Annotated in this window: 17 protein-coding genes; 5 read left to right on the top strand and 12 right to left on the bottom strand. The window is 37.1% G+C overall.

The annotated features are described in order from the left end of the window. Window positions 1-22 precede the first annotated feature (22 nt). The 3 genes from C8N46_RS05230 to hutI all read right to left on the bottom strand — a co-directional run bounded on the left by C8N46_RS05230 (window position 23) and on the right by hutI (window position 3,190). Entirely contained in the window at window positions 23-487 is a 465-nt protein-coding gene (locus tag C8N46_RS05230; RefSeq protein WP_108113821.1) for a GNAT family N-acetyltransferase, read from the bottom strand. 2 nt (window positions 488-489) lie between these two features. Next, entirely contained in the window at window positions 490-1,506 is a 1,017-nt protein-coding gene (locus C8N46_RS05235; RefSeq protein ID WP_108113822.1) for a formimidoylglutamase, read from the bottom strand. A 448-nt stretch (window positions 1,507-1,954) separates the two neighbouring features. Continuing rightward, window positions 1,955-3,190 (bottom strand): imidazolonepropionase, encoded by a 1,236-nt coding sequence (hutI, locus tag C8N46_RS05240; protein WP_108113823.1) that lies wholly within the window; start codon window positions 3,188-3,190, stop codon window positions 1,955-1,957. 75 nt (window positions 3,191-3,265) lie between these two features. Between hutI and C8N46_RS05245 the strand changes: the two genes are divergently transcribed. Beyond that, on the top strand, window positions 3,266-3,955 hold the full coding sequence (locus tag C8N46_RS05245) for an aspartate/glutamate racemase family protein (RefSeq protein ID WP_108113824.1): 690 nt from the start codon (window positions 3,266-3,268) through the stop codon (window positions 3,953-3,955). Window positions 3,956-4,092: 137 nt separating this feature from the next. Here C8N46_RS05245 and C8N46_RS05250 read toward each other — a convergent pair whose 3' ends face one another. The 4 genes from C8N46_RS05250 to C8N46_RS05265 all read right to left on the bottom strand — a co-directional run bounded on the left by C8N46_RS05250 (window position 4,093) and on the right by C8N46_RS05265 (window position 11,264). Next, window positions 4,093-5,952, bottom strand: a complete 1,860-nt coding sequence (locus C8N46_RS05250; RefSeq protein ID WP_108113825.1) for an endonuclease — start codon at window positions 5,950-5,952, stop codon at window positions 4,093-4,095. 30 nt (window positions 5,953-5,982) lie between these two features. Continuing rightward, window positions 5,983-7,188: an RsmB/NOP family class I SAM-dependent RNA methyltransferase gene (locus C8N46_RS05255; RefSeq protein WP_108113826.1), complete on the bottom strand. Its 1,206-nt coding sequence runs from the start codon at window positions 7,186-7,188 to the stop codon at window positions 5,983-5,985. Between the two features lie 241 nt (window positions 7,189-7,429). After that, on the bottom strand, window positions 7,430-8,200 hold the full coding sequence (locus tag C8N46_RS05260; protein ID WP_108113827.1) for a class I SAM-dependent methyltransferase: 771 nt from the start codon (window positions 8,198-8,200) through the stop codon (window positions 7,430-7,432). Between the two features lie 10 nt (window positions 8,201-8,210). Beyond that, the gene (locus C8N46_RS05265; protein ID WP_108113828.1) at window positions 8,211-11,264 is read right to left on the bottom strand and encodes a glycosyltransferase family 117 protein; all 3,054 of its coding nucleotides are present in this window, start codon (window positions 11,262-11,264) and stop codon (window positions 8,211-8,213) included. Window positions 11,265-11,485: 221 nt separating this feature from the next. On the opposite strand from C8N46_RS05265, the gene C8N46_RS05270 reads away from it, so the two are divergent. The 4 genes from C8N46_RS05270 (at window position 11,486) to C8N46_RS05285 (ending at window position 17,161) form a co-directional block, all read left to right on the top strand. Then, window positions 11,486-14,080 (top strand): T9SS type A sorting domain-containing protein, encoded by a 2,595-nt coding sequence (locus tag C8N46_RS05270; RefSeq protein ID WP_108113829.1) that lies wholly within the window; start codon window positions 11,486-11,488, stop codon window positions 14,078-14,080. A gap of 85 nt (window positions 14,081-14,165) precedes the next feature. Then, window positions 14,166-15,179: a hypothetical protein gene (locus tag C8N46_RS05275; protein WP_146169739.1), complete on the top strand. Its 1,014-nt coding sequence runs from the start codon at window positions 14,166-14,168 to the stop codon at window positions 15,177-15,179. Window positions 15,180-15,182: 3 nt separating this feature from the next. Next, window positions 15,183-16,241: a WD40/YVTN/BNR-like repeat-containing protein gene (locus C8N46_RS05280; protein ID WP_108113831.1), complete on the top strand. Its 1,059-nt coding sequence runs from the start codon at window positions 15,183-15,185 to the stop codon at window positions 16,239-16,241. A 23-nt stretch (window positions 16,242-16,264) separates the two neighbouring features. Next, window positions 16,265-17,161 (top strand): ATP-grasp domain-containing protein, encoded by an 897-nt coding sequence (locus tag C8N46_RS05285; RefSeq protein WP_108113832.1) that lies wholly within the window; start codon window positions 16,265-16,267, stop codon window positions 17,159-17,161. Between the two features lie 196 nt (window positions 17,162-17,357). On the opposite strand, the gene C8N46_RS05290 is transcribed toward C8N46_RS05285, so the two are convergent. From C8N46_RS05290 to C8N46_RS05310, 5 genes are all read right to left on the bottom strand, one after another. Beyond that, window positions 17,358-17,816: a hypothetical protein gene (locus C8N46_RS05290; RefSeq protein WP_108113833.1), complete on the bottom strand. Its 459-nt coding sequence runs from the start codon at window positions 17,814-17,816 to the stop codon at window positions 17,358-17,360. A gap of 8 nt (window positions 17,817-17,824) precedes the next feature. Further along, on the bottom strand, window positions 17,825-18,346 hold the full coding sequence (locus C8N46_RS05295; protein ID WP_108113834.1) for a hypothetical protein: 522 nt from the start codon (window positions 18,344-18,346) through the stop codon (window positions 17,825-17,827). Window positions 18,347-18,376: 30 nt separating this feature from the next. After that, window positions 18,377-18,919 (bottom strand): RNA polymerase sigma factor, encoded by a 543-nt coding sequence (locus tag C8N46_RS05300; protein ID WP_108113835.1) that lies wholly within the window; start codon window positions 18,917-18,919, stop codon window positions 18,377-18,379. Between the two features lie 502 nt (window positions 18,920-19,421). Continuing rightward, on the bottom strand, window positions 19,422-21,257 hold the full coding sequence (locus C8N46_RS05305) for an ABC transporter ATP-binding protein (protein WP_108113836.1): 1,836 nt from the start codon (window positions 21,255-21,257) through the stop codon (window positions 19,422-19,424). After that, complete coding sequence (locus tag C8N46_RS05310; protein WP_108113837.1) at window positions 21,258-22,982, bottom strand: phospho-sugar mutase; 1,725 nt, start codon at window positions 22,980-22,982, stop codon at window positions 21,258-21,260. Window positions 22,983-23,009: the final 27 nt, after the last annotated feature.

Here is a 23,009-nt window from a genome sequence, read left to right on the forward strand (position 1 = left end):
CAGCGAAAGTGAATCTAAAAATCTATAAAACCAATTCCATCTTAATATCGCCACGCGCATACGGATTGTTTTGCTCTATCGGAATTTCTTGAAAACCATACTTTTCGTAGATATACAACGCGTTTTTAAGTTTTCGGTTGGAATAAAGAATGATTTTTTTAAGTTGCTTTTTTCTAGAAAAATCTAAGCAAAACTGTACCAATTGTTGTCCAATATTTCGTCCTCTGTACTTGGGAGAAACTGCCATTTTACCAAGTTCAAACACGTTATTTTCCAAAGGCATCAGCGCGACAGTACCAACAATGGTATCTTCTAATTTGGCAAAGAAAATATAGCCGCCTTTGTCAACAATGTACTTTTTTGGCTGACTCAACACTTCTTCATCGTTAGGTTCTACATAAAAATAGGCTTGCAACCATTCCACATTCAATTCGTAGAAATCCTTGGAATAGCACGCGTCAAAAGGAATAATGGTAACCGAATTCATGACTATTTACGCATAAAATCTGTAATCAGATAACTCAATAATTTCCCAACAACATACATTTCTTGTTCATTAGTTGGATTTGGCGCGGCTTCGCACAAATGCAAATACGCCGCATTTTTCTGTTTTCCAAAAAATGACGCAAACATACGTGCTTCATTCGCGGTAAAGCCACTTGGCGTCATGGCGCTACTTGGAATATTTTCAATCACATCGCAGTCAATTTCCACTCCAAAAGGACGATCATTGATAAAATTTAACGCGGTGTTTAACTGAAAAGAAAATCCTTGTTCATGACGAATTTTAATGCCTTCAAACGTATTATAGCGAATGCGCGACGGATGATTATCCAAGGTTTTAAATACTTTTTTGGAAGAATAATTTTCGTGCAGTCCGAAGATGAAATACTTGTCTAAAAAATGCTTTTTGAACGCATAACTAAATCCGTTTCCGCTATGTCTGCCTTCCAGACTTCGAAAATCAGAATGCGCATCCAAATTCACCACATTAATGGCTTGATTCTTTCCTAAAGCCGTTCCATGAATATTCCCAAACGCATTATTATGTCCGCCACCAACAATAATAGGCGTTTTTCCAGCACTGACAATTTGAAACACCAAATACGCAACTTCTTCGTCAATTTTGGCAACTAATTGCGAAAGCAACACATGATATTCTGGCGAATTTTCATCAAAACTTGCAGCTCTTTCTAGCAATTCAGAAAAATCTAAATGTCCTAATACAAGCAAGCGTTTTCCTTTATTAAAAGCGTTGTCTTGTGTGTTTAAAAGTGATTTTAGCGCAGCTTTCCATGCGCTTGTAGCACCTGGTTTTCCGTGATTGGCACGAATGCCGATATCTTCAGGAATTCCAAAAAGGACATATTTAGCATTCGATTGTTGAAATTGCGCGACCAAATTTTTAGTGGAAGAAAGAATTTCTACTCGTTCTCCAAATTTTGTCTCGCCAGCGCGTATAGAAATCAGTGCGTTGAGGTCAGCACGTGTGTAGAGTTGTAGCATAGGTTACTTTGGTTGCGAAATGCTAAAGTACGTTTTTAAATGGTTTGATGAAATAGAGAAGCGGGAAAAGATGCTGTAAAATGTCTTCGTTTATATGAGAATAAGAGTTAAACGTGTCTAACAATCTAACAGCGAAGCGAGTCTAATAGTAAAGCAAGTCTAATTATCTAAAAAAAGAGATAGGTTTATTTACAAAAGGACATGCTTATTTTGAAATTTCACTTAAAACCGAAGTAATGGATTCCTGCCTATGCAGGAATGACAAATTTTGAAAAATTGAATTGAGCAAAACGAAAAAAAATCTAACAATCTAACAGCAAAGCGGTCTAAATTCTAAATGCAAAGCACGTCTAAGTATCTATAAAAAAAACTTGAATCATTGAATCTTTAAATCCTTGAATTGAGCGTAGCGAATCTAACAGCAAAGCGAGTCCAAAGCGCAGCGCGTCTAAATCACCGAGCCATTAATCAACACCTTGTCAATACAATTATCCCCAAACGCATACGGCAATACGTGAAACGACTCAATTTCTTTGGTAATAATCAAATTGGCAGCTTTTCCTTGCGTGATGCTTCCGTGCGTTTCTGAAAGTCCCATCGCGTATGCACCGTTAATGGTTGCTGCGTTGATAGCTTCTTCGGGCGTCATTTTCATTTTGATACAGGCTGTACTCACCACAAAATTCATATTTCCAGAAGGTGTCGAACCAGGATTGTAATCGGTGGCTAAGGCTATTGGCAAACCAGCATCGATGATTTTTCGCGCTGGCGTATACGGAATGCTCAAAAAATACGAACACGACGGCAATGCAACAGGCATGGTGTTGCTTCCTTGTAACGCTTGTATATCTTCGTCATTGAGTTCTTCTAAATGATCCACAGAAAGTGCGTTATATTGTACGCCTAAAGCCACACCGCCAAACGCGTTGAACTGATTGACGTGAATTTTTGGAATGAGCTTATATTGTTGTGCAGCTTGTAACAAACGCTCCGTATCTTCCAACGTGAAATAGCCTTTTTCGCAAAAAATATCTACATATTCCGCTAAATTTTCTTCCGCAACTTTGGGCAACATTTCATTGATGACCAAGTCCATATAACCGTCTTGATTTTCTTTAAAATTTGCAGGAACGGCATGCGCACCTAAAAAAGTAGTTTTTATCGGGAAATTGTAGATTTCTTTCAAACGTTTTGCAACGCGTAGCATTTTCAGTTCGGCTTCTGTGGTTAATCCATACCCCGATTTGATTTCAATAGCGCCAATTCCCATGTGCATCACGTTTTCTAAACGTGTAGCAGATTGCTCAAAAAGCGCATCTTCGGAAGTTTCTTGTAATTTCTTGGCAGAATTTAAAATTCCACCACCACGATTGGCAATTTCTTCATAGCTTAAACCGTTGATACGATCTACAAATTCCTGTGCTCTATTGCCCGCATAGACCAAATGTGTATGACTATCGCACCAAGTTGGTAGTACCACTTTATTTGTACAGTCTATGATGGTATCTGCGGAAGCGATTTCAATATCCGCCATCAGACCAAAACTTGCAATTTTATCATCCACCAAATACACATATGCGTTTTCGAGCATTGGAAGCTGTTTCATATCGGCGCCCGAAACTTTAGAAACGTTGGTTTCTCTGACTTGTAATAGCTGTTTGATGTTGATGAGTAGTGTGGTCATAAGCTGAAAATTCTATACACAAATGTAGCCGCAAAGCGAATAAATCCCTAATTTTAACCGTATAAATTCACGCATATGCAAACTATTGGACTTATTGGCGGCATTACGCCACAATCTACTATTTTATATTATCAAATTTTAAATGCGTTGGCGGAAAAGCATCTTGGAAACTCGCATACGGCAAAATGTATTATCAATTCGGTTGATTTTGGACAGATTCACAAGTTGCAGGCAGCAGGACGTTGGGATTTGCTGGATGAATTGATGGCTTCCGCCGGAAAAAACCTTGAAAATGCAGGCGCTAACATGATTTTAATTTGTGCCAATACTATGCATTTAACCATTGAAGCGATACGAAATGCGGTGTCAATTCCTGTGATTCATATTGCAGAAGCAACGGCAGAGAAAATTGTAGCACAAAAACTAAAAACCGTGGCATTGTTGGGAACAAAATACACGATGGAATTGGATTTTTATAAAAATGTGCTGACTTCTTTCGGAATTAAAACGTTGATTCCAAATGCTGAAGAACGCGAAGAAGTGCATCGTGTGATTTATGAAGAATTGTCAAAAGGTGCATTGAGTGAAAGTTCGCGAGAAGCGTATATAAATATTATTCATCGCTTGCAAAAAGAAGGCGCTGAAGGTGTCATTTTAGGCTGTACTGAAATTCCGTTACTTATCAAACAGAAAGATGTTTCCATTCCTGTATTTGACACGACAACGATTCACGCCACAAAAGCGATGGAGTTGGCAATACGTTAGTTTTAGTTTATTTTTTTTAAGTAGCAAACAGGTATTATTTTTACATAAAATTACATGATAAATGGCATAATTGTGTAATAAAAAAAGCTCCAAAATAGTTGTTTTTGGAGCTTTTCTGTTTTTTTATTAAATGCCTTTTACTGCTTTATCAACTTTTTGGTAACTGTTTGATTCCCAATTTGTAACTGCAAAAGATACATTCCTTGTTGCAATCCGCTAACATTGATTTGATTGGAAACATTATTTTGTGAGATTACTTGTCTTCCAGCAATATCAAATATAGTTACAGCAGAAACTTCTACGTTATTTTTTGTGTTGATGTATATGAAACCTCCATTTGTTGGATTCGGGTAAACTTGAAAGTTTTCTGCTTCAAACGTAGTAGTACTCAAGGTTTGCGTGTGCATTCCTAAGTTGTCACAAGTGTTAGAAGGAAACGTATCCCATTCTGAAGCTGTGTAGGTTGTATTTGGTGCATTGACACTAGGTTTTCTCACCAGCGTTGTATTTTCTGCATAGGTAGTTCCATCACCCAAAGTTCCTAAAATATCAATCAAAACATCGTTTTTAAACAATCCGATAGCATCATTTCCGTTAAAACCTGTAATGGTATTGTTTGAATCGTCTACAACGCCTGTACAAACCGCTAAACTTGAATTTGCAATAACATACACATCACCGTCGGCAATCATAGCGCCCATTGGGAACGAATAGGTGGAATTCCACATAGCATTTCCATTGGTGCTAATTTTAAGCGTATATACATTTCCTGCATCGTTTAAATCAATAGTACTTCCTGTAAAGTTGGCAATTTCTAGCGCTTTGTTTAGCGAACTTCCTTCCATATATTCTGAAAAGTACAAATCGCTTCCGCCACCAGTTCCGCCGCCAGCTAGTGTGGTTCCGTTCACAATACCAGATTGCGCAGAGGTATTTCCTTCCGCATCTTTAGCAGCTACAGTAAAGTTATACGTAGTTGAAGCTGATAATCCAGTAACGGTAATTGAAGTTGTAGCAACCGTTTGATAAAAAGTAGCATCTACATACACATCGTATTCAGTAACTGCCACATTATCGGTAGAAGCATCCCAAGAAACATCTATGGAGCTTGAAGTTTCATTGCTTACCATCACATTGGTTGGAACGGTTGGTGCTTGTGTATCCGTACTGTAAATTCCCCAACGATCTTCTGCTGGAGTTCCGCCCCAAATTTGCGTTGCCAAACGCGGATTGTCAATAAACGGATTTCGATTTCCTTGCGCCGTAGCATTAAAAATATCTTCGTGATAGGTGTTTCGAGCGTCTTCAATCGCAGATACAGGATCGGCAGCATTCCATTCCAATAACAAATCAATCATATTGGCATCCACACTGTTTTGCGTTCCTACCGCAACTAAATTTGGCGCGCATTGGTTTCCGTAGCGAATGTACATGTACATTATAATTCGCGCTACATCGCCACGCCAGTCCGTTCCACCTGTAGTTGCGTCACCAGGATACCAATAGGCTCCAACGGTTCCAGAGTTTCCAGAACCTGTAGCAAACAATCTATTTCCACGTTGTCCATTGCGCTGTACATCAGACGGACGTAAATTGTGTGCGTCACTATACGGAGGACCATTTGTTGAACTTGCGTCTAAACTAGGATTTGCTAACGAATTGGCAAATGTGTGTTCTCTGTTCCAATCGCCTACATTTCCTCCGTTGCTCATTTTATCTCTTGACAAATCGTTGGTAACGTCGCCATCACTTCCGTTTTCCCAGCCGTAAATTAATAATACATTATTTGCATTGTTTGGATCTTCATCTGTAATCATACTTGCTGTCCAAATTTCTGAGTAGGAAAGAGAGTTGGAGTGTGTGTTGATTACTTTTGTCGCCAAGGCATCGCGCAATTGTATTCCTGTCAATGTTAGGTTTACATCATTATAATAAGATTGCTGTGCTGTAAGCGTTAATGAGAGCAATCCAGTTACTAAAAGTAGAATTCTTTTCATTGTAAATAAATATTGAAATAATTTAGGGTTTTATTTTCGTTCTAGCAACGCCATGTAGAATCCGTCAAATCCAGATTCAGAAGCCAGTACTTTTTTATCTTCAATCAAGGTAAAATCATCGTTAGAAGCTAAAAATGTTTCTACTTGTTGTTGGTTTTCAGATGGTAAGATAGAACACGTAGCATACACGAGTTTTCCGCCCGATTTTACCATACGCGAATAGCGTTGTAAAATATCTTGTTGGGTATTTTTTATTTTTTCTAAAAAGTCAGGCTGAATTTTCCACTTGGCATCTGGATTTCTTCGCAAAACGCCCAATCCAGAACATGGAGCATCAATCAATACACGATCGGCTTTGTCGTATAATTTTTTGATCACTTTTGTAGAAGTAATCACGCGTGTTTCTATGTTGTGCGCACCATTTCTTCGCGCTCTACGTTTGAGTTCGCGCAGTTTTCCTTCGTAAATATCTAAAGAAATCAACTGACCTTTGTTTTCCATCAAGGCTGCTAAATGCAATGATTTTCCACCAGCACCAGCGCACGCATCTACGACTTTCATGCCAGGTTGTACATCAAGTAATTCCGCTACCAACTGCGAAGAAGCGTCTTGTACTTCAAAAAGTCCGCTTTTAAAAGCATCGTTTTTAAAGATATTGGCACGTTCTTTTAAGCGTAAGGCATCAGGATAGCCTTCAATGAATTCGGTTTCGATATCGAATTTTGCCAATACAGTTTGTAATTTTTCTTTGGTAGTTTTTAAGGTATTCGTACGCAAAATAACGTCTGCTTGCTCATTTAAGGCATGAATTTCTTTGGTCCAAACAGCTTCTCCTAATTCTTGTACGCCCAATTCGTCCAACCAATCAGGAATGGATTCTTTGATTTTTCTGATTTTAGAAAGTTCGTCAAAACGTCCTTTGATTCTTCGTGTTGGCGTTCCTGCAAGCTGATTCCAATCGGGTAATTCAATGCCTCGCAAGGTTGCCCACACGGCAAACATTCGCCATATGTTTTCACGAGAATAATTTTCGTTACTATCTGCAATCTCTGCATACAAGCGTTTCCAACGAACGATTTCATAGGTGGTTTCTGCGACAAATTTACGGTCGCGACTTCCCCAACGGGCATCTCTTTTCAGTAACTTTTCAACTACTTTATCGGCATAAGCTCCTTCATTAAATATTAAGTTTAATCCATCTATTACGGAAAAAACTAAATTTCTGTGTAATCGCATCTAATTCAAATTAAAGCGCAAAGGTATTGTTTTATGTTTATTTTTTGTTGTTCGGTGTTTGTTTTTTGTGTATTTGATGTTTACACTAAGCCTGTAGAAGTGTTTTTCTCGTTTAAGGTTTAAAGTTCAAGGTTTTTAAATCTTAAAGTTTAATCATGTAAAAGCTGTACTAATCTAAACTTCTAATCATCTAATAGTGAAACGAATCTAAAAGCGAAGCAAGTCTAACAATCTAACCAAATTATTTCACCAACGTGCAGAAAAAATCTAAGGTTGCTTCGGAATGTTCGGTGAGCGAATAATCGTCTAAAGTAATGCTATTAACCAATTCAGGATTTTTATTGAGCAGTTTTTTTCGATTTATCCGATTGGCAAATTCATAGGGAATTTGCAGCAACCACGACGGAATTCTTCGTTCTAAGTTAAAAATATCATAGCGTAAAAAGCGTGCCACCGATTTTTTGTTTTTTTCATAATACGCATCCGTTTTTTCATTGCCACGTACTGCCTGAATGGTGTAGTTTGAAAAGGTTTTTGCTATCAAATTTGACAAATCTTCAAAGGTATATTCTTTGTAATGCCACGGATTTCTGGCAATGGTTTTTACGGCATTTGGCGTGGAAATATAGGCTTTTCCATTCGGTTTTAAGACCCGATGAATTTCTTCTATATACAATTCCGCATCTTTAATGTGTTCAATGACTTGAAAAGAAACCACCACATCAAAACTATTGGATGCTAAGGTTGTTAATGGCGGAATTTTTTCTTGAATGATGTTTGTATTAGGATATTTATTGTTGATGAATTCTGCCGTGTACGGCGATTTGTCAATGAGCGTTAATTTTTCGGCATTTTTATACAATAATTCCACGCCATATCCTTCGCCACAACCGATTTCAAGCACATTTCCATGAACGTACGGCGCTACCAAATGATAGGCTTTCAGAGTGCGTTGAAACAACGGATTGTCAGAAATAATTTTTGAAGAAGTGACTTCGGTTGAAAATAACATAGTTAGGGAATTAGTACGGCCAGTTTCGTTTTTGCCAAGTTTGAAATGCGTCGTCAAAGCTACGAAAAGTTTGCGCACTTACAGGCGCATTTTGTATGCCTTTTGGAAATTGTTGCATCATTTGAAAATATATTTCTTTGAGTCGGTATGCATGTCGCAAGTTAATGATAGGATACGGCGGATCAAACGACGTCATCCATTGCAATTCGTCCCAAATATTTTGCATGGCAGTTTCGCAAATAGCCGTTCCTTTTTGTGTTTTTCCTGCGCGTACGTATAGTTTTCCAATAGCGAAAGCAAATTGTTTGAAAGGAATGGTTTCGTTTGGAAATAGCTTGACACATTCGTCCAAAATAGTAATTGCTTTTTGTGTTTTTCCTTCTTCCAATAAAGCTTGCGCGACGAAATAATAGTTTTGACGTAAAATTTCACGCGCGTAGGTTACATTTTCATTGCGTACAAATTTGTCAGCATCGTTTACACCTTCAAAATTGACTTGATTCATAATGTACGGATACATCATGTCGGTGTCCACAATTTTAGGATTTGCTTCCGAATTGGTTCGTTGAATTGGCGCTAAAATATTGACGAGTCCATGCTGAATTAAATACGGTTCTAGATTAATTTGATGGCGTTTTTTACCGTTTATCGCAAAGCAAATTGGTCGCTCGTTGATATTGTTGAGTAATACATTCATCAACACAATTTCATTTAAACCATAAAAGTTTTTCGCATGCGTCCAAGTAATCGATGAGGTGTACGAAGCATTGAGTTTTTGCGGATTGAATAGTTTATGAACTTTTAAAGTATCAATAGGAATTGAAAATGAGGTGGATGGAATGTAATGTCGCAGGCGTCCGTTCCAGTTGATGCGTGTGTTTTCTTTCTTTAAAAATTCGAATAAAATGGGCAATACCGCTGCGTCTTTGGCTTCTTCTTGAAGCGGAATGAGTTTTTCAACACCACTGACATAAAAATCTCGGTCAAGGTCAATTTTTACAGGTTTTGAGTCAAAAGACGCTTTTTGTAAGTTTTCGATGTGTGTGTCGATATGTAATTGATCAAAATTCACAACGCGAACGTCCGTTCTATAACCTTCTACTTGTTGCAAATACCAAAGCGGAAAGGTCATATTGTCGCCGTCTGTGATGAGAATGGATTGTGGTGGACAGGCATCTAAGTAGGCTTTTCCGAAATTGTACGCAAATCTGTCGTGTCCGCGTTGGTGATTGTCCCAACCTTTGGCTAATAGTTGTAATGGCGCGGCTAGTAAAACGATTCCTGCCACAATTCCGATGCGTATTTTTGGCTGTTTGATGGTTGTTAAGACATTCGTCAGAAACACTACGGAGAGTCCAATCCACAAGGCAAATATGACAAACGAACCCATAAAAATATAATCGCGCTCACGAATTAAAATGCTTGAAGGTACAGGATTAACGTAAATTGTGATTCCGATGCCAAAGGTGAGAAAGAGTAGGAGTGTCATCCAAAAATAGGGTTTGTGCTTCCACAGCGCCATAATGCCTAGAATCCCTAATAGAAAAGGTAGAAAATAATAAGCATCATTTCCTTTGTGATTTTTGTAAAATTCGGGCGTGACTGCTTGTTCTCCGACACGATTGTCGTCGAAAAATGAAATACCGCTGATCCAGTTTCCATCTTTAATATAACCCAAACCGTGATGGTCGTTTTGTCGTCCGATAAAGTTCCAAAATAAATACCGCGCGTTCAACCAAATCGTTTGATAATTGATAAAAAAGCTCAAATTTTCAGCAAAAGTTGGCTTTTGAATTGTGACAACTTCACCACGCACCGGATATTTGATAGCTTCTCCATAAATCGGTGTCCACGCTTTGTATTTTTCGGCATCGCCTTTATCAAACAATCGTGGAAAAAATATCGTGAATTCCTTTGCATAATTCACTTCTTTAAACTTTCCATCATGCGTGATGTCGTATGTTTTTGTTTTTTCATTAAATCGATACTCGGGTTGTCCGTCTACAAACGCTACATCTTTGTCTAAAGGCGCATTGTACACAGGACCTTTTATAAGCGGAATAGCACCTACACCGAATTGTTCTGCGCGTACATATTGTAGCATTTTATTGCTGTTTTTGATGCTATCGGCAATCATTAAATTGACATCTGCCCGTTGCAATGGCATGAAGAAAGAACTCATCCCGACAAGGAAAAAAATCATACCCAAAGTGATATGATGTAGTTGTGTTTTGTGTCTTTTTTTGGAGAAATATAACAGTGAACTTACAGCAATGATGATAAAGATTACAACCATCAAAACTCCTGAATTTAACGGTGCTTTAAAAGCATTTACGAGCCAAATATCTGAGGAATTTGCAAGTTTGATGAGTCCTTGAACGATGAAACTATAGATAATGACAAATGCTGCACAACCTGCTAAAATTGCTACAAAAAATGATTTAATTGTCAAGCCAAATTTTTTATGTGCTATGATTACAGAAAACGGAATTACAATGGCAATGGTGATGAGGTGAACGCCTGTGGAAATTCCTAGTAAAAAAGCAATAAAAAAGGCGTATTTGATTTCTTTGGTTCGCGTTGAAGCTTGTTCCCATAAAAGCATCAAATACATCATTCCTGTGATGAGTGCAAACGATAAGGTGTAGACTTCGGCTTCTGTGGAAGCTGTCCAAAAGCTATCAGAAAACGCAAGTGTCAATGCTGCAACAACTCCAGAAATTAGTGAAACTGTAGTTACAGCTTTACTTTTAGTAGCAGAAAGTACACGCGCTGCTATATTTATAGTGATTCTAAATAAGAGCATACACGTGAGCGCGCCAAAAAATGCAGAAATCAAATTACTAATTAGTGCTGCTTTGGAAGCAGGGAAGAAACTAAGTAGTAATTTACATAAAATTGTATAAAAAGGAGCGCCTGGAGGATGCGATGCCTGAAGGGTATAATTACTTGCAATAAATTCAGGGCTATCCCAGAAAGAAATGGTGTTTGGAGCGGATATCGCATAAACCAAAAAGATGCTTATAAATAAAATCCAGCTACAAATTTTCTCAGCTTTTGGCATGTAGAATTTGGTTATTTTATCTCTGCAATATAAAAGAATTATTCAATTCGAAAACTACAGTTTATAAATAAAACCGTGTCAACTACACAAAATTAAACAAAACACGTATAATCACGTACCACTCTTAAAGTTAAGTTAACTATATTTGAAAAGTATGTTAAAATATAATTTTCTATATTTGATATAACCTTAAAAATAAACTAAACAACAATAAATCTATTATGAGAAAACAATTACCCTTTGTAGTTGTGTTTTTCTTGTGTCTATTAGGGATTACAGGATTGCAAGCACAAACACTGAATGAAACTATGGGTACAGGTTCTGGAGTTTCTATTACTTCTGGAGACTTTAACACCTATTATGGAGATAGTACTGGTAGTTTTACAACTTCTGGCTCCAGAAACACATTGTTTGGATATTCGGCAGGACGTAGTGTAACCACTAGTGAGTTGGTTGCTATCGGTTATTTAGCAGGATATTCAAATACTACAGGTTTTGATAATACTTTCGTGGGTTATGAAGCAGGTCGTTTGACTACTACTGGTGGAGATAACACCTTTGTCGGTGCGGAATCTGGTGAAAATAACACTACTGGTTATGACAACACATTCGTTGGAGAGGAATCAGGAGCAAACAACACTACGGGTTACGAAAACACCTTCATTGGAGAAGATGCTGGTTTTAGTAATACTACTGGTTACAAACAAACATTCGTTGGTAACGAGGTAGGTATTTCTTCTAACGTTGGATATCGTAATACAGGTATTGGTAGTGAGTCTATGAGTGACGTTGACGATGGTCACCACAACACAGGTGTGGGAGATTCTGCTGCGATTGATATTGGAGACGGTATTTACAACACAATGGTGGGTGCCGCTGCTGGTGTGGCAACAGAATATGCCGATTATAACACATTCATTGGAGCGCAAGCAGGTTGGGATAACAACCGTACGAATAGTTTATCCAATGCAAACCACAACACCTACGTAGGTTTTTCAGCTGGTTTTACCAACCGAGAAGGTCAGTACAACGTAGGTATGGGATCATTAGCAGATTTTGACAATACCAACCTCTCCAATGCGATGTTCTTCGGATATAATATTACCGCAAGTAATAATAACGTGATGGGATTTGGTAACAACTCATTTATAGATGGACAATATTCTATCTCTATGGGTATCAATCACGATGTTCGTGGTGATTTCTCAGTGATGTTAGGATATCAAGGAAATATGCAAGCATTGGCTGATTACTCAGTAGGTATCGGGGATCAAGTGGATATTGAAGAAAATGATGTAGTAGGTATCGGTCGTTCGGTTGATGTTGATAATCAATTTGCAGTTGCTATTGGTTCTACAACAGTTGCACAAAATGATGGAGCTATTGTCATTGGGTATCAAGCTTCTTCCACAGATCCAGGAGCTTTACTTCCAACAAATAATATTGCTATTGGTGTCGCTGCAAACGTGCAAGGAACAAACTCAGTTGCCATCGGTAACGCAGCTACTGCTGTAAACGACAATACAATGGTACTTGGTGGTGCTACAAATCCACTAAGTGTGGGTATTGGAACAGATACACCAAATGCAAACGCTGCTTTAGATCTTACAGGAGCAACCAAAGGTTTGCATTTAAACCGAATGACTAATGCAGAACGTACTGCATTTGCAACTTCATTAGGCGCGACTGATGAAGGAATGGTAGTATATGATACTGAAGATGACAATACATACTATTGGGACGGAACACAGTGGAAAGGAATGATGGATACCGACACGGATACACAAGACCTTTCTTTGGCGTCTGATATTTTAAGTTTGACAGATGGAGGTTCAGTTGACTTGTCTCCTTACTTAGATAACACAGATTCACAGGCAATTTCAGTAGCCGCTAACATTTTAAGCATTACTGGAGACGCTGGAACGGTGGATTTATCACCATACTTAGATAACACAGATTCACAGGCAATTTCAGTAGCTGCTAACATTTTGAGTATTACTGGAGATGCTGGAACGGTAGATTTATCCCCATATTTAGATAATACGGATAATCAAGATTTATCCTTATCAGGAACTACCTTAAATATTTCTGGTGGAACAGGTGTTGATTTATCTGTAATTCAAGACGGTACAGGAACAGATGCGCAAGCAATCTCAGTAGCGGCGAATATCTTAAGCATTACAGGAAACGCTTCTACAGTAGATTTATCACCATATTTAGACAACACAGATAGTCAGAATTTATCCTTATCAGGAACTACCTTAAACATTTCTGGAGGAACAGGTGTTGATTTAGCAACAATCCAAGATGGTACAGGAACGGATGACCAAAACTTAACTTCTGCAACACTATCTGGAAACACGTTAACTGTTGCGATTGAAGGAGGAACTTCTGTAAACGTAGATTTATCGCCAATTTTAGATCCACTAGAAGCTGAAAACGTATCACAACAAGCGCAAATTGATGATTTGTTAACGAGAGTAGCAGCGATTGAAGTATGTGCGTGTGATGGAACACTTTCAGTAGTGCCACCAAGCAATGCTTCAAGAAATAGTGGAGCTATCTTGTATCAAAACATTCCAAATCCTTTTAACAATACTTCTGCAATTCGTTACTTCATTCCACAAGAATTAACAGGTGACGCTTCGATTGTATTTGTAAATACTGCTGGACAAATCATTTCAAGAGTAGATTTAGAACAAAAAGGAGATCAAGAATTAAATATCAACACTAGAAACTTATCTTCTGGTATGTACTATTACACTTTATATGTAGGTGGTAAAAAAGTAGATACGAAGAAAATGATTGTTGAATAAAAACATTCTCAAAATACCACAAAAAAGCTTCGTAGTCTACGAAGCTTTTTTTATTTTTAAAGCATTCCAACCAACAAAAACCTTCATGAAAACAGAAAATGTAGATTTACTGAACACAGGATTAATACTGGTATCTTTTCTGTTTGCTTATTGGTTGCCATTTGAGTTATTTCTGTTTGCATATGCCGTTTTAGGACCTTTGCATTATCTTACAGAAATCAATTGGATTCGTGATAAAAAATACTTTATTGCCAGCAAACTTTGGATTTATCTTGTAGTTGCAGCAGCTTTATTGGTATCACTTCCGCCGTTACTGCGTGTTTTTACACCTGAAACGTATGTTGATGCTGAAATGGTATTGTTCATCATCAACACGCTTCCACCATACTTTAATGCATGCTTATTTATGTCAATCATGGCAGCGGTGGCATTTACGGTGTTTAAAAGCAAATCGAGTCAATATGCAGTATTGGCTTTAGGTGTTGTGTTAGCAGTGCTTTTTCACGCGTTGCCCTTATATCATTTGCTTGTTGGAGTATTTCTTCCAACGGTGATTCACGTATATCTCTTCACCATCATGTTTATGTGGTACGGAAATCTCAAATCGAAAAGCAGAATAGGCTATTTCAACATCATCTTTATGTTTGCCATTCCTTTTTTAATCATATTTCTGTCCTTAAATCCTTTTGATTATGTTTTAGGCGATACCACAAGCACAATTTATAACGACAACAAATTATTGTTTTTAAATGCTAAAATTTCTGAAACGATGGGCTTGTCAGAAGCAAACAGTTTGGCATTTGAAGGCAATGTATTTATAAAAATTCAAATTTTTATTGCGTTTGCGTACACCTATCATTACTTAAATTGGTTTTCCAAAACTTCCGTAATTGGTTGGCATAAAAAACTCACGCAAAAACGTTCTGTAACTATTGCACTGCTGTGGATTGGTTCTGTAGCACTCTATATGTACCACTATAAAATTGGGTTTACATTACTCTTATTTTTAAGTTTTGTGCATGTATTTATGGAATTTCCGCTGAATGTTATTTCCATTCGTGCGGTAGGCAAATCGTTTTTCACTTCTAAAAAATCATAAACCATGCGTATTTTATACTCGTTTGTCATTTTCATGACACTTTTTTCATGTGCCGAAAAAACTAAAAAAGAAAAAACACCACGAAACATATTTTCTACGGTGGAAATTACGCCAATCTTTAACGATTCAGTAAGTATCAGAGCGATTGACATTACGCCAACAAACGATTTGGTCTATGGCGGAAACAACAATACGATTGGTTATTACAACGCAAAAACCCATCAGCATACCAATTTACTTAAAGGAAAAGTGTCGGATTCGGTAAACGTGAGTTTTCGCGCGGTGGCGCATGTCAACAATACGACTTTCGGAATCAGTATTGTCAATCCTGCATTGTTATATAAAATCTCGAAAAATGGTGACGTAATGTTGGTGTACAAAGAAACGCATGAAAAAGTATTTTATGATGCGATTGCTTTTTGGAATGAAAATGAAGGAATTGCCATGGGCGATCCAACAGACGATTGTATCAGCATCATCATTACGCGTGATGGCGGAAATACATGGCAAAAAGTTCTGTGCGACGAATTACCGAAAGCAAAAGATGGTGAAGCTGCTTTTGCTGCGAGCAATACGAATATTGCCATTGTAGGGAACAAAACATGGATTGCGACAGGTGGAAAAGCAAGCAGAATTTTATACTCTGAAGACAAAGGAAACTCATGGACAGTTTACAAAACACCGATGGTACAAGGAATTGAAACTACAGGAATGTACTCAATCGACTTCTACGATGAACACAACGGATTTGCCATTGGCGGCGATTACAGCAAAGCAGACATCAACGAAGCCAACAAAATACGAACTTCCGACGGCGGAAAAACATGGCAATTAGTTGCCGAAAATCAAAACCCGGGATACAGAAGCTGCGTGCAATACGTTCCCAACAGTGAAGCCAAAGAGCTAGTTGCCGTAGGTTTCAAAGGAATCGATTATTCCAACGATGCTGGAAACACTTGGAAACACTTGTCTGACGAAGGTTTTTACACCATCAAATTCATCAACGATTCTACAGCGTACGCTGCTGGGAAATATAGTATTGCGAAATTGTTATTTAAATAATTATAGGACGAAAAAGTATTTAGATGAGAATTATATTTTGTGATAGTGTATTTGACAACAACAAGATAGAACCTGATTATGAAATAGAAAAAACAGCAGCTTTAGAAGCTGGATTTGAATTTTCACTCATCAGTTTCGAAGAGCTAATTGCAGGAAATATTTCTGTAAGTTTACGCTATGTAAAAACATCTGACGTTAAAGAATTTGCAATTTATAGAGGATGGATGCTCACTCCAAATCAATACGCAACACTTTACAAAGGACTTTTGGCGAAAAATATTCAATTAATAAACTCGGTACAAGAATATACACATTGTCATTATTTGCCAAATTCTTATTCCAAAATAGCACACAAAACTCCTACTTCAAATTGGATAACTGATTTTTCGGATGCTTCTTTACAACAAGTGATACATAATTTTAGAGATAAACCATTGATTTTAAAAGATTTTGTGAAATCTGAAAAACATCATTGGGAAGAGGCTTGTTATATCCCAAACGCTGCAGATTTTGAAAAAGTGAAGTTAGTAGTTGATAAATTTCTCGAATTAAGAGGTAATTCATTAAATGAAGGATTAGTATTTCGAGAATTTGAAGCCTTACAATTCTTAACAGAGCATTCTAAAAGTGGTATGCCACTTACCAAAGAGTTTAGAGTGTTTTTTGCCTTCAAGAACATCATTGGTGTTTTTAATTATTGGGATGAAGGAATTTATGATGGAACACTCCCAAAACTTGATGAATTTATAGATATTGCGGCTACTGTTGAGAGCAATTTCTTTACAATGGATATTGCACAAAAAGTAAATGGAGAATGGATTATTATAGAATTAGGTGATGGACAAGTAGCTGGATTACCAGAAAATGCTAACGCACACGAACTCTATCGAAAACTTAAGAAAACAATAATAGGTGAATAAAAAAAGGAGCGTCCAAAAAACGCTCCTTTTAACCAATCACCAAAAAATATAAACAGTGACCTTCGTCACGTATTCTTATCTTATATTATTTAGACTTTCGTTATTAGAAAAGGTTTAAAAACAAAAAGAGCAATTCTTTGAAGGAATTGCTCTTTTCTTAATCAATGCGAGTTTTGAATGTGAAATTCTAGGTTTTTTAGGGCATTGATTTTCGTCTTTCGCGTCGGTCGCGAAACTGTTTCATTAATTTTTTGTTGAAATCGCGTTCTGCTTTTTTCAAGCGTATGATTTTTTTCGCAGGCAAAAATTTGCGAAGCTTGGATGTCAATTCAACATCGTTTTCATACACTTGCTTTTCAATAGCTTCAATGCGATCCAATATTTTACTCGCTTCTGCTTCAGACATATCAGGATTTTCCTTGATATCACGCTTGATATTATTCAATTCTCGTACGCGCAATTTGTGATTTACATCATCGTACGCGTTGTACACTGGCCAAAATTGCTGCGCTTCTTGCGGTGTCAAATCCAAGTTTTCTGTAAAATAAGCGATGCGTAGTTTTTTAATTTTTTCTCGTATTTCGCCATGTTGAGGTTGCGCAATCCCGAAAGAAAGCCCAAAACACACAAGTAATAAGGTAATATATCTTTTCATATCTGTATTTATTGTTCTAAAAGCAATTCGTAAGGATCTGCTCTGTTTTCTAAATAATCTATGGTTTCTGTTTCGTTCAATTTTACTTCAAAAATACTGGTAACATCCACATTTTCCTCTTCGTAAACAGTTAACACATCGTAATTGTTCAAAGCTATCAAATCATTTTCAATAAAGCTGTTGATTTCACTATTTGCAATATTATCAATGGTTAAATCATCTTTTCCACTAAAAAAGTGAAATGCAATCAACAACACAACACAAGCCGCTGCCACATAACTCAAATAGTGAATATACCTTCTTTTTCGCTGTAGCGGAATGACCTTTGTCGTTTTATTCGTAGTAAACAACTTCTCAGAAAGTTGGTCTTCCAGACTATCAAAATAAGCGTCAGGTGTTTGAAAACCAGTTTCTGTTGGAATCACGCTTTCCGTTTTCATACGCTCAAACAGACGGTCTTCAAACGAATTGAAGTAATCTTTCGGAGTACTGAATCCAGTTTTTTTGCTATGTAATTCTTTATTTTTCACGATAGTTTGACTCTAATTTACGGAAAAGGTTTAATCGGTTAAAAAACTTTCTATTTTTTTGACGGCATGATGATACGAAGCTTTCAATGCTCCAACCGAAGTATCTAAAACTTCGCTCATTTCGCTGTATTTTAAATCGTCAAAATACTTCATATTGAACACAATTTGCTGCTTTTGCGGCAAGGTTGCAATGGCTTTTTGTAATTTTAGTTGAATTTCATCACCTTCAAAATATACATCTGCGGTTAAATTATTGACCAATTGTTCTTGTAATTCTTCCGAAGAAATCCCCGCTTTTTTTGCACGCTGATTGATAAATGTAATCGATTCGTTGGTGGCAATGCGATACATCCAAGAATACAATTTGCTATCGCCTTTAAAATTATGAATGCTTCGAAACACTTTGATAAACGTATTTTGCAACACGTCATCTGCGTCGTCGTGACTTGTTACCATGCGACGAATATGCCAATACAAACGTTCTTTGTATTCGGACACTAATTGTCGAAACGCCTTTTCTTGCGTTTTCGGGTTTTTTAAGTCTTCAATAAGATTGATTTCTGCGACGCTCAAATCTATTCACTTTTCCCTTTAGACAGTTAGTTTGTGTAAAGGTTTAATCTAAATATAAAAAAAGAAAAATAATTCAAGAATTTATATAAAATACAGCACTTTGATTTTTACATAAAATAGGTAAGTTTTACAAAAATTATGGAACGTCACTGCAAGGAAGTATGACGCTGCAGTCTTTTATATCTAAGGAAAATCGCAGTATGCAACAATCAGATTGCCATGATTTTTATATTTCGCACAGCGCAATAAAAAATCTCGCAAGGACGAATAAAAAAAGCATTGGAACATTTTCAAATTTTCAAATGGATACATTAGCAAAGTGTCACATCGAGCGTTATCGGAGATACCGAGCATAGCTCACTAGATGATTAGAAAATCTCAATTTCAACTTCGAGTTCAACTTCAAGTTCAAAGTGTCACATCGAGCATTATCGTAGATACCGAGCATAGCTCACGAGATGCTTTCAAAAAAACAATTTCAACTTCTAGTTCAAGTTCAAACTCAACTTATTGATTGCATTTGCACCAACTTCGAATACATGCCGTTTTTGGCAATCAATTCTTGATGTGTTCCTTGTTCTACAATTTCCCCTTTTTGCATCACTACAATCAAGTCTGCATTTTGAATAGTGGATAATCTGTGCGCAATCACGATGGAAGTTCTGTTTTTCATCATGTTTTCCAACGCGATTTGTACCAAACGTTCGCTTTCGGTGTCGAGCGCAGAAGTAGCTTCATCCAAAATCATAATTGGCGGATTTTTCAATACAGCTCTTGCGATGCTTAATCGTTGTTTTTGTCCGCCCGACAACTTTCCTCCAGAATCACCTACATTATGGTCTAAAACTTCGGGTAAATCTTTCACAAATTCCCACGCATTGGCAATTTTCAGTGCTTCGATAATTTCTTCGTCTGTAGCATCTTGTTTTCCAAGTTTTACATTATTACGAATCGAATCATTAAACAGAATAGAATCCTGCGTTACCAAGCCCATTAAGCCGCGTAGCGAAGATTTTGTAAGCGATTTGATATTGTCGCCATCAATCGAAATACTACCTTCATTGACGTCGTAAAAACGCGTAACCAAATTAGCAATCGTACTTTTTCCACTTCCTGATTGTCCTACTAAAGCTACGGTTTTTCCTTTGGGAACATTAAGCGAGAAGTTTTTCAATACCAAATCATCTTCGTATTTAAACGAAATATTCTCAAGTTCAATTCCTGATGTAAACTCAGTTTTTTCAATAGCATTTTTAGCATCTTGAATGGTAGATTCTGTTTGCAGTACTTCCAACACACGATCAGCAGAAGCATTTCCTGCTTTCACTTTATAGCTTGCTTTACTAATGGCTTTTGCTGGTGTTAAAATATTGTACGCCAATGCCATATAGGTGATAAATTCGTCAGGCGTCATGGTTTTATCAATCAAAACTAACTTTCCACCGTATAATAAAATCACAGCGATTACAACAATTCCTAAAAACTCACTTGTCGGAGAAGCCAAATTTTGACGATGCGCTAAATTGTTAGAATATTTATACAATCGCGAAGTAGAACTTCCAAAGGAATTTTTGAAATGTTTTTCCGCGTTGAATCCTTTAATAACTTTTAAACCATTAAGTGTTTCATCTAAAATAGAAAGAAAAACACCGTTTTCTTTTTGTACTCTGTCCGAATGTTTTTTTAGACTCTTTCCAACTTTAGAAATAATAAATCCTGAAATAGGAATAAAAATGAATACAAAAATCGTTAATTGTGAACTCAACGAGAACATGAATATAATGGTAAACAAAATGGTGAGCGGCTCTCGTACGAGTAATTCTAAAATGGCTAATAGCGAATTCTGAATTTCATTGACATCACCCGAAATTCTAGCAATAATGTCACCTTTTCTTTTTTCTGAAAAGTACGAAACAGGCAACGAAGTCACTTTTTCATAGAGCTTATTTCGAATATCTTTTAAGATTCCGTTTCGCAAGTATGCTAAGAAAAAATTTGAAAAATAACCCGCTAAGTTTTTCAGTAAAAACGTAGTAATTACAATAGTAATCATTAAAATCAACACGGCATATTGTCCGTCTTGTTCAATTTTTTGTGTGATGTAGAAGTTTAAATAATCATTCCAATAATCTCCAAAACCTTTAATGCCTTCATAATTTTCTCTAATCGGTTCTACCACAATACGCTCTGCTGTTTTCAACAAAACTTTCAGCATTGGCATCAATGAAACAAAGGAAAGCGTTCCAAATAAGGCGTACAGAATATTAAAGAAAATATTTAGATACGCGTACTTTTTATAAGGAATTATATAGTGAGATAGTTTTTTTATGTATTCCATCTAATTCAAATTCATTTCTTGAACGATGCGCTCAATTTTGGCATCGAGTTGTGTTTCTACCTGTGCGAAATTTTCTTTTTGGTCTAAAGGAAGATTGACACTAAAGTAGAATTTAATTTTCGGTTCTGTTCCGCTCGGACGTGCTGCAATTTTAGTGCCATCTGCCGTGTAATAAATCAAAACATTTGATTTCGGAATGTCAATAGTACTTGTAGAACCGTCTTCCATATTGGTCATTACTGAAGTCTGATAGTCCTCAATCTTAACCACTTTGGAACCGTCAATAGTTGTCAATGGATTTTCGCGTAAATCAATCATAGTTTGCTTGATTTCAGCGGCGCCATCAATTCCTTTCTTTACTAGTGAGATTAGTTTTTCTTTATAAAATCCGTGTGCCACATACATGTCAATCAACGAAGCATAAAACGAACTTCCATTGGCTTTTGCTTGTGTTGTAATTTCGCATGCCAATAATGTAGCTGTCACTGCATCTTTGTCACGTACAAAATCTCCTGTCATGAATCCGAAGCTTTCTTCGCCACCGCCAATGAATTCCATTTCTGGAAAATCTTTAATCATTTTGGCAATCCATTTAAAACCTGTCAAGCCAATTTTGCATTCTACGCCATACGCATTTCCGAGTGTCGTCATCATTGGTGTAGAAACAATCGTAGAACCGATAAATTGTTTTCCGTTGATTTTTCCAGCGTTTTTCCATTGTTGCAATAGGAAATCGGTCATCACAACCATGGTTTGATTTCCGTTGAGCAATATCATGTTTCCTTCCAAATCGCGCACGGCAATTCCCAAACGGTCACTATCAGGATCGGTTCCTATGACAATATCAGCATTTACTTTTTCAGCCAATTCCAACGCCATTTTTAAGGCTTCTGGTTCTTCAGGATTGGGTGATTCCACAGTAGGGAAGTCGCCGTCTGGTTTGGCTTGTTCTTCAACAATATGTACATTTTTATAACCTGCACGCTTCAATACTTCAGGAATCATTGTGATAGAAGTTCCATGTAATGAAGTAAATACAATAGTGACGTCGTCTTTATTAGCTGCCTTAAAATCTGCATTTTCAACACTTGCGTTGATAAATGCTTCGTCTACATTTGTATCAATGAATTCGATTAAATCTTCATTCGCGTCAAGCTTGACTTGCGAAAAATCGAGTTGATTAATTTCTGCAATAATTTCACCATCTTGCGGTGGCACAATTTGTCCGCCATCTGCCCAATACACTTTGTAACCGTTGTATTCTGGCGGATTGTGAGAGGCTGTCAAAACAATTCCACATTGACAATCTAAATACTTCACCGCAAAAGACAATTCTGGCGTAGGCCGTAAATCTGAAAATAAAAACACTTTAATTCCATTCGCAGAAAATACATCGGCTACGACTTTTGCAAGCGATTGACTATTGTGTCGGCAATCGTAGGCAATGGCAACTTTTAATGCTTGATTTGGATATACTTTTTTAAGGTAATTGCTGAGTCCTTGCGTATTTTTTCCTAACGTATATTTATTGATTCTATTAGTTCCAGGTCCCATGATACCGCGCATTCCACCAGTTCCGAATGCCAAATCGGTATAAAAACTTTCGGTAAGTTCTTTCGGATTTGAGTCTATCAATTGTTGCACTTTTGCTTGCGTTTCTGCATCGAAAACAGGAGTGAGCCAGGCAGTTGCTTTCTCCAAAATTTTAGCGTCAATCTTTGTCATTTGTAGGTGATTTTAAATCACAAAAAT

It is taken from the genome of Kordia periserrulae, from assembly GCF_003054265.1.
Taxonomy (GTDB): domain Bacteria; phylum Bacteroidota; class Bacteroidia; order Flavobacteriales; family Flavobacteriaceae; genus Kordia; species Kordia periserrulae.

Coding starts and splice junctions, on each gene's coding strand:
- C8N46_RS05275 (WP_146169739.1), top strand. CDS start 14,166: ATGAAAACAGAAAATGTAGATTTACTGAACACAGGATTAATACTGGTA.
- C8N46_RS05230 (WP_108113821.1), bottom strand. CDS start 487: ATGAATTCGGTTACCATTATTCCTTTTGACGCGTGCTATTCCAAGGAT.
- C8N46_RS05265 (WP_108113828.1), bottom strand. CDS start 11,264: ATGCCAAAAGCTGAGAAAATTTGTAGCTGGATTTTATTTATAAGCATC.
- C8N46_RS05250 (WP_108113825.1), bottom strand. CDS start 5,952: ATGAAAAGAATTCTACTTTTAGTAACTGGATTGCTCTCATTAACGCTT.
- C8N46_RS05285 (WP_108113832.1), top strand. CDS start 16,265: ATGAGAATTATATTTTGTGATAGTGTATTTGACAACAACAAGATAGAA.
- C8N46_RS05260 (WP_108113827.1), bottom strand. CDS start 8,200: ATGTTATTTTCAACCGAAGTCACTTCTTCAAAAATTATTTCTGACAAT.
- hutI (WP_108113823.1), bottom strand. CDS start 3,190: ATGACCACACTACTCATCAACATCAAACAGCTATTACAAGTCAGAGAA.
- C8N46_RS05270 (WP_108113829.1), top strand. CDS start 11,486: ATGAGAAAACAATTACCCTTTGTAGTTGTGTTTTTCTTGTGTCTATTA.
- C8N46_RS05305 (WP_108113836.1), bottom strand. CDS start 21,257: ATGGAATACATAAAAAAACTATCTCACTATATAATTCCTTATAAAAAG.
- C8N46_RS05245 (WP_108113824.1), top strand. CDS start 3,266: ATGCAAACTATTGGACTTATTGGCGGCATTACGCCACAATCTACTATT.
- C8N46_RS05235 (WP_108113822.1), bottom strand. CDS start 1,506: ATGCTACAACTCTACACACGTGCTGACCTCAACGCACTGATTTCTATA.
- C8N46_RS05310 (WP_108113837.1), bottom strand. CDS start 22,982: ATGACAAAGATTGACGCTAAAATTTTGGAGAAAGCAACTGCCTGGCTC.
- C8N46_RS05280 (WP_108113831.1), top strand. CDS start 15,183: ATGCGTATTTTATACTCGTTTGTCATTTTCATGACACTTTTTTCATGT.
- C8N46_RS05290 (WP_108113833.1), bottom strand. CDS start 17,816: ATGAAAAGATATATTACCTTATTACTTGTGTGTTTTGGGCTTTCTTTC.
- C8N46_RS05255 (WP_108113826.1), bottom strand. CDS start 7,188: ATGCGATTACACAGAAATTTAGTTTTTTCCGTAATAGATGGATTAAAC.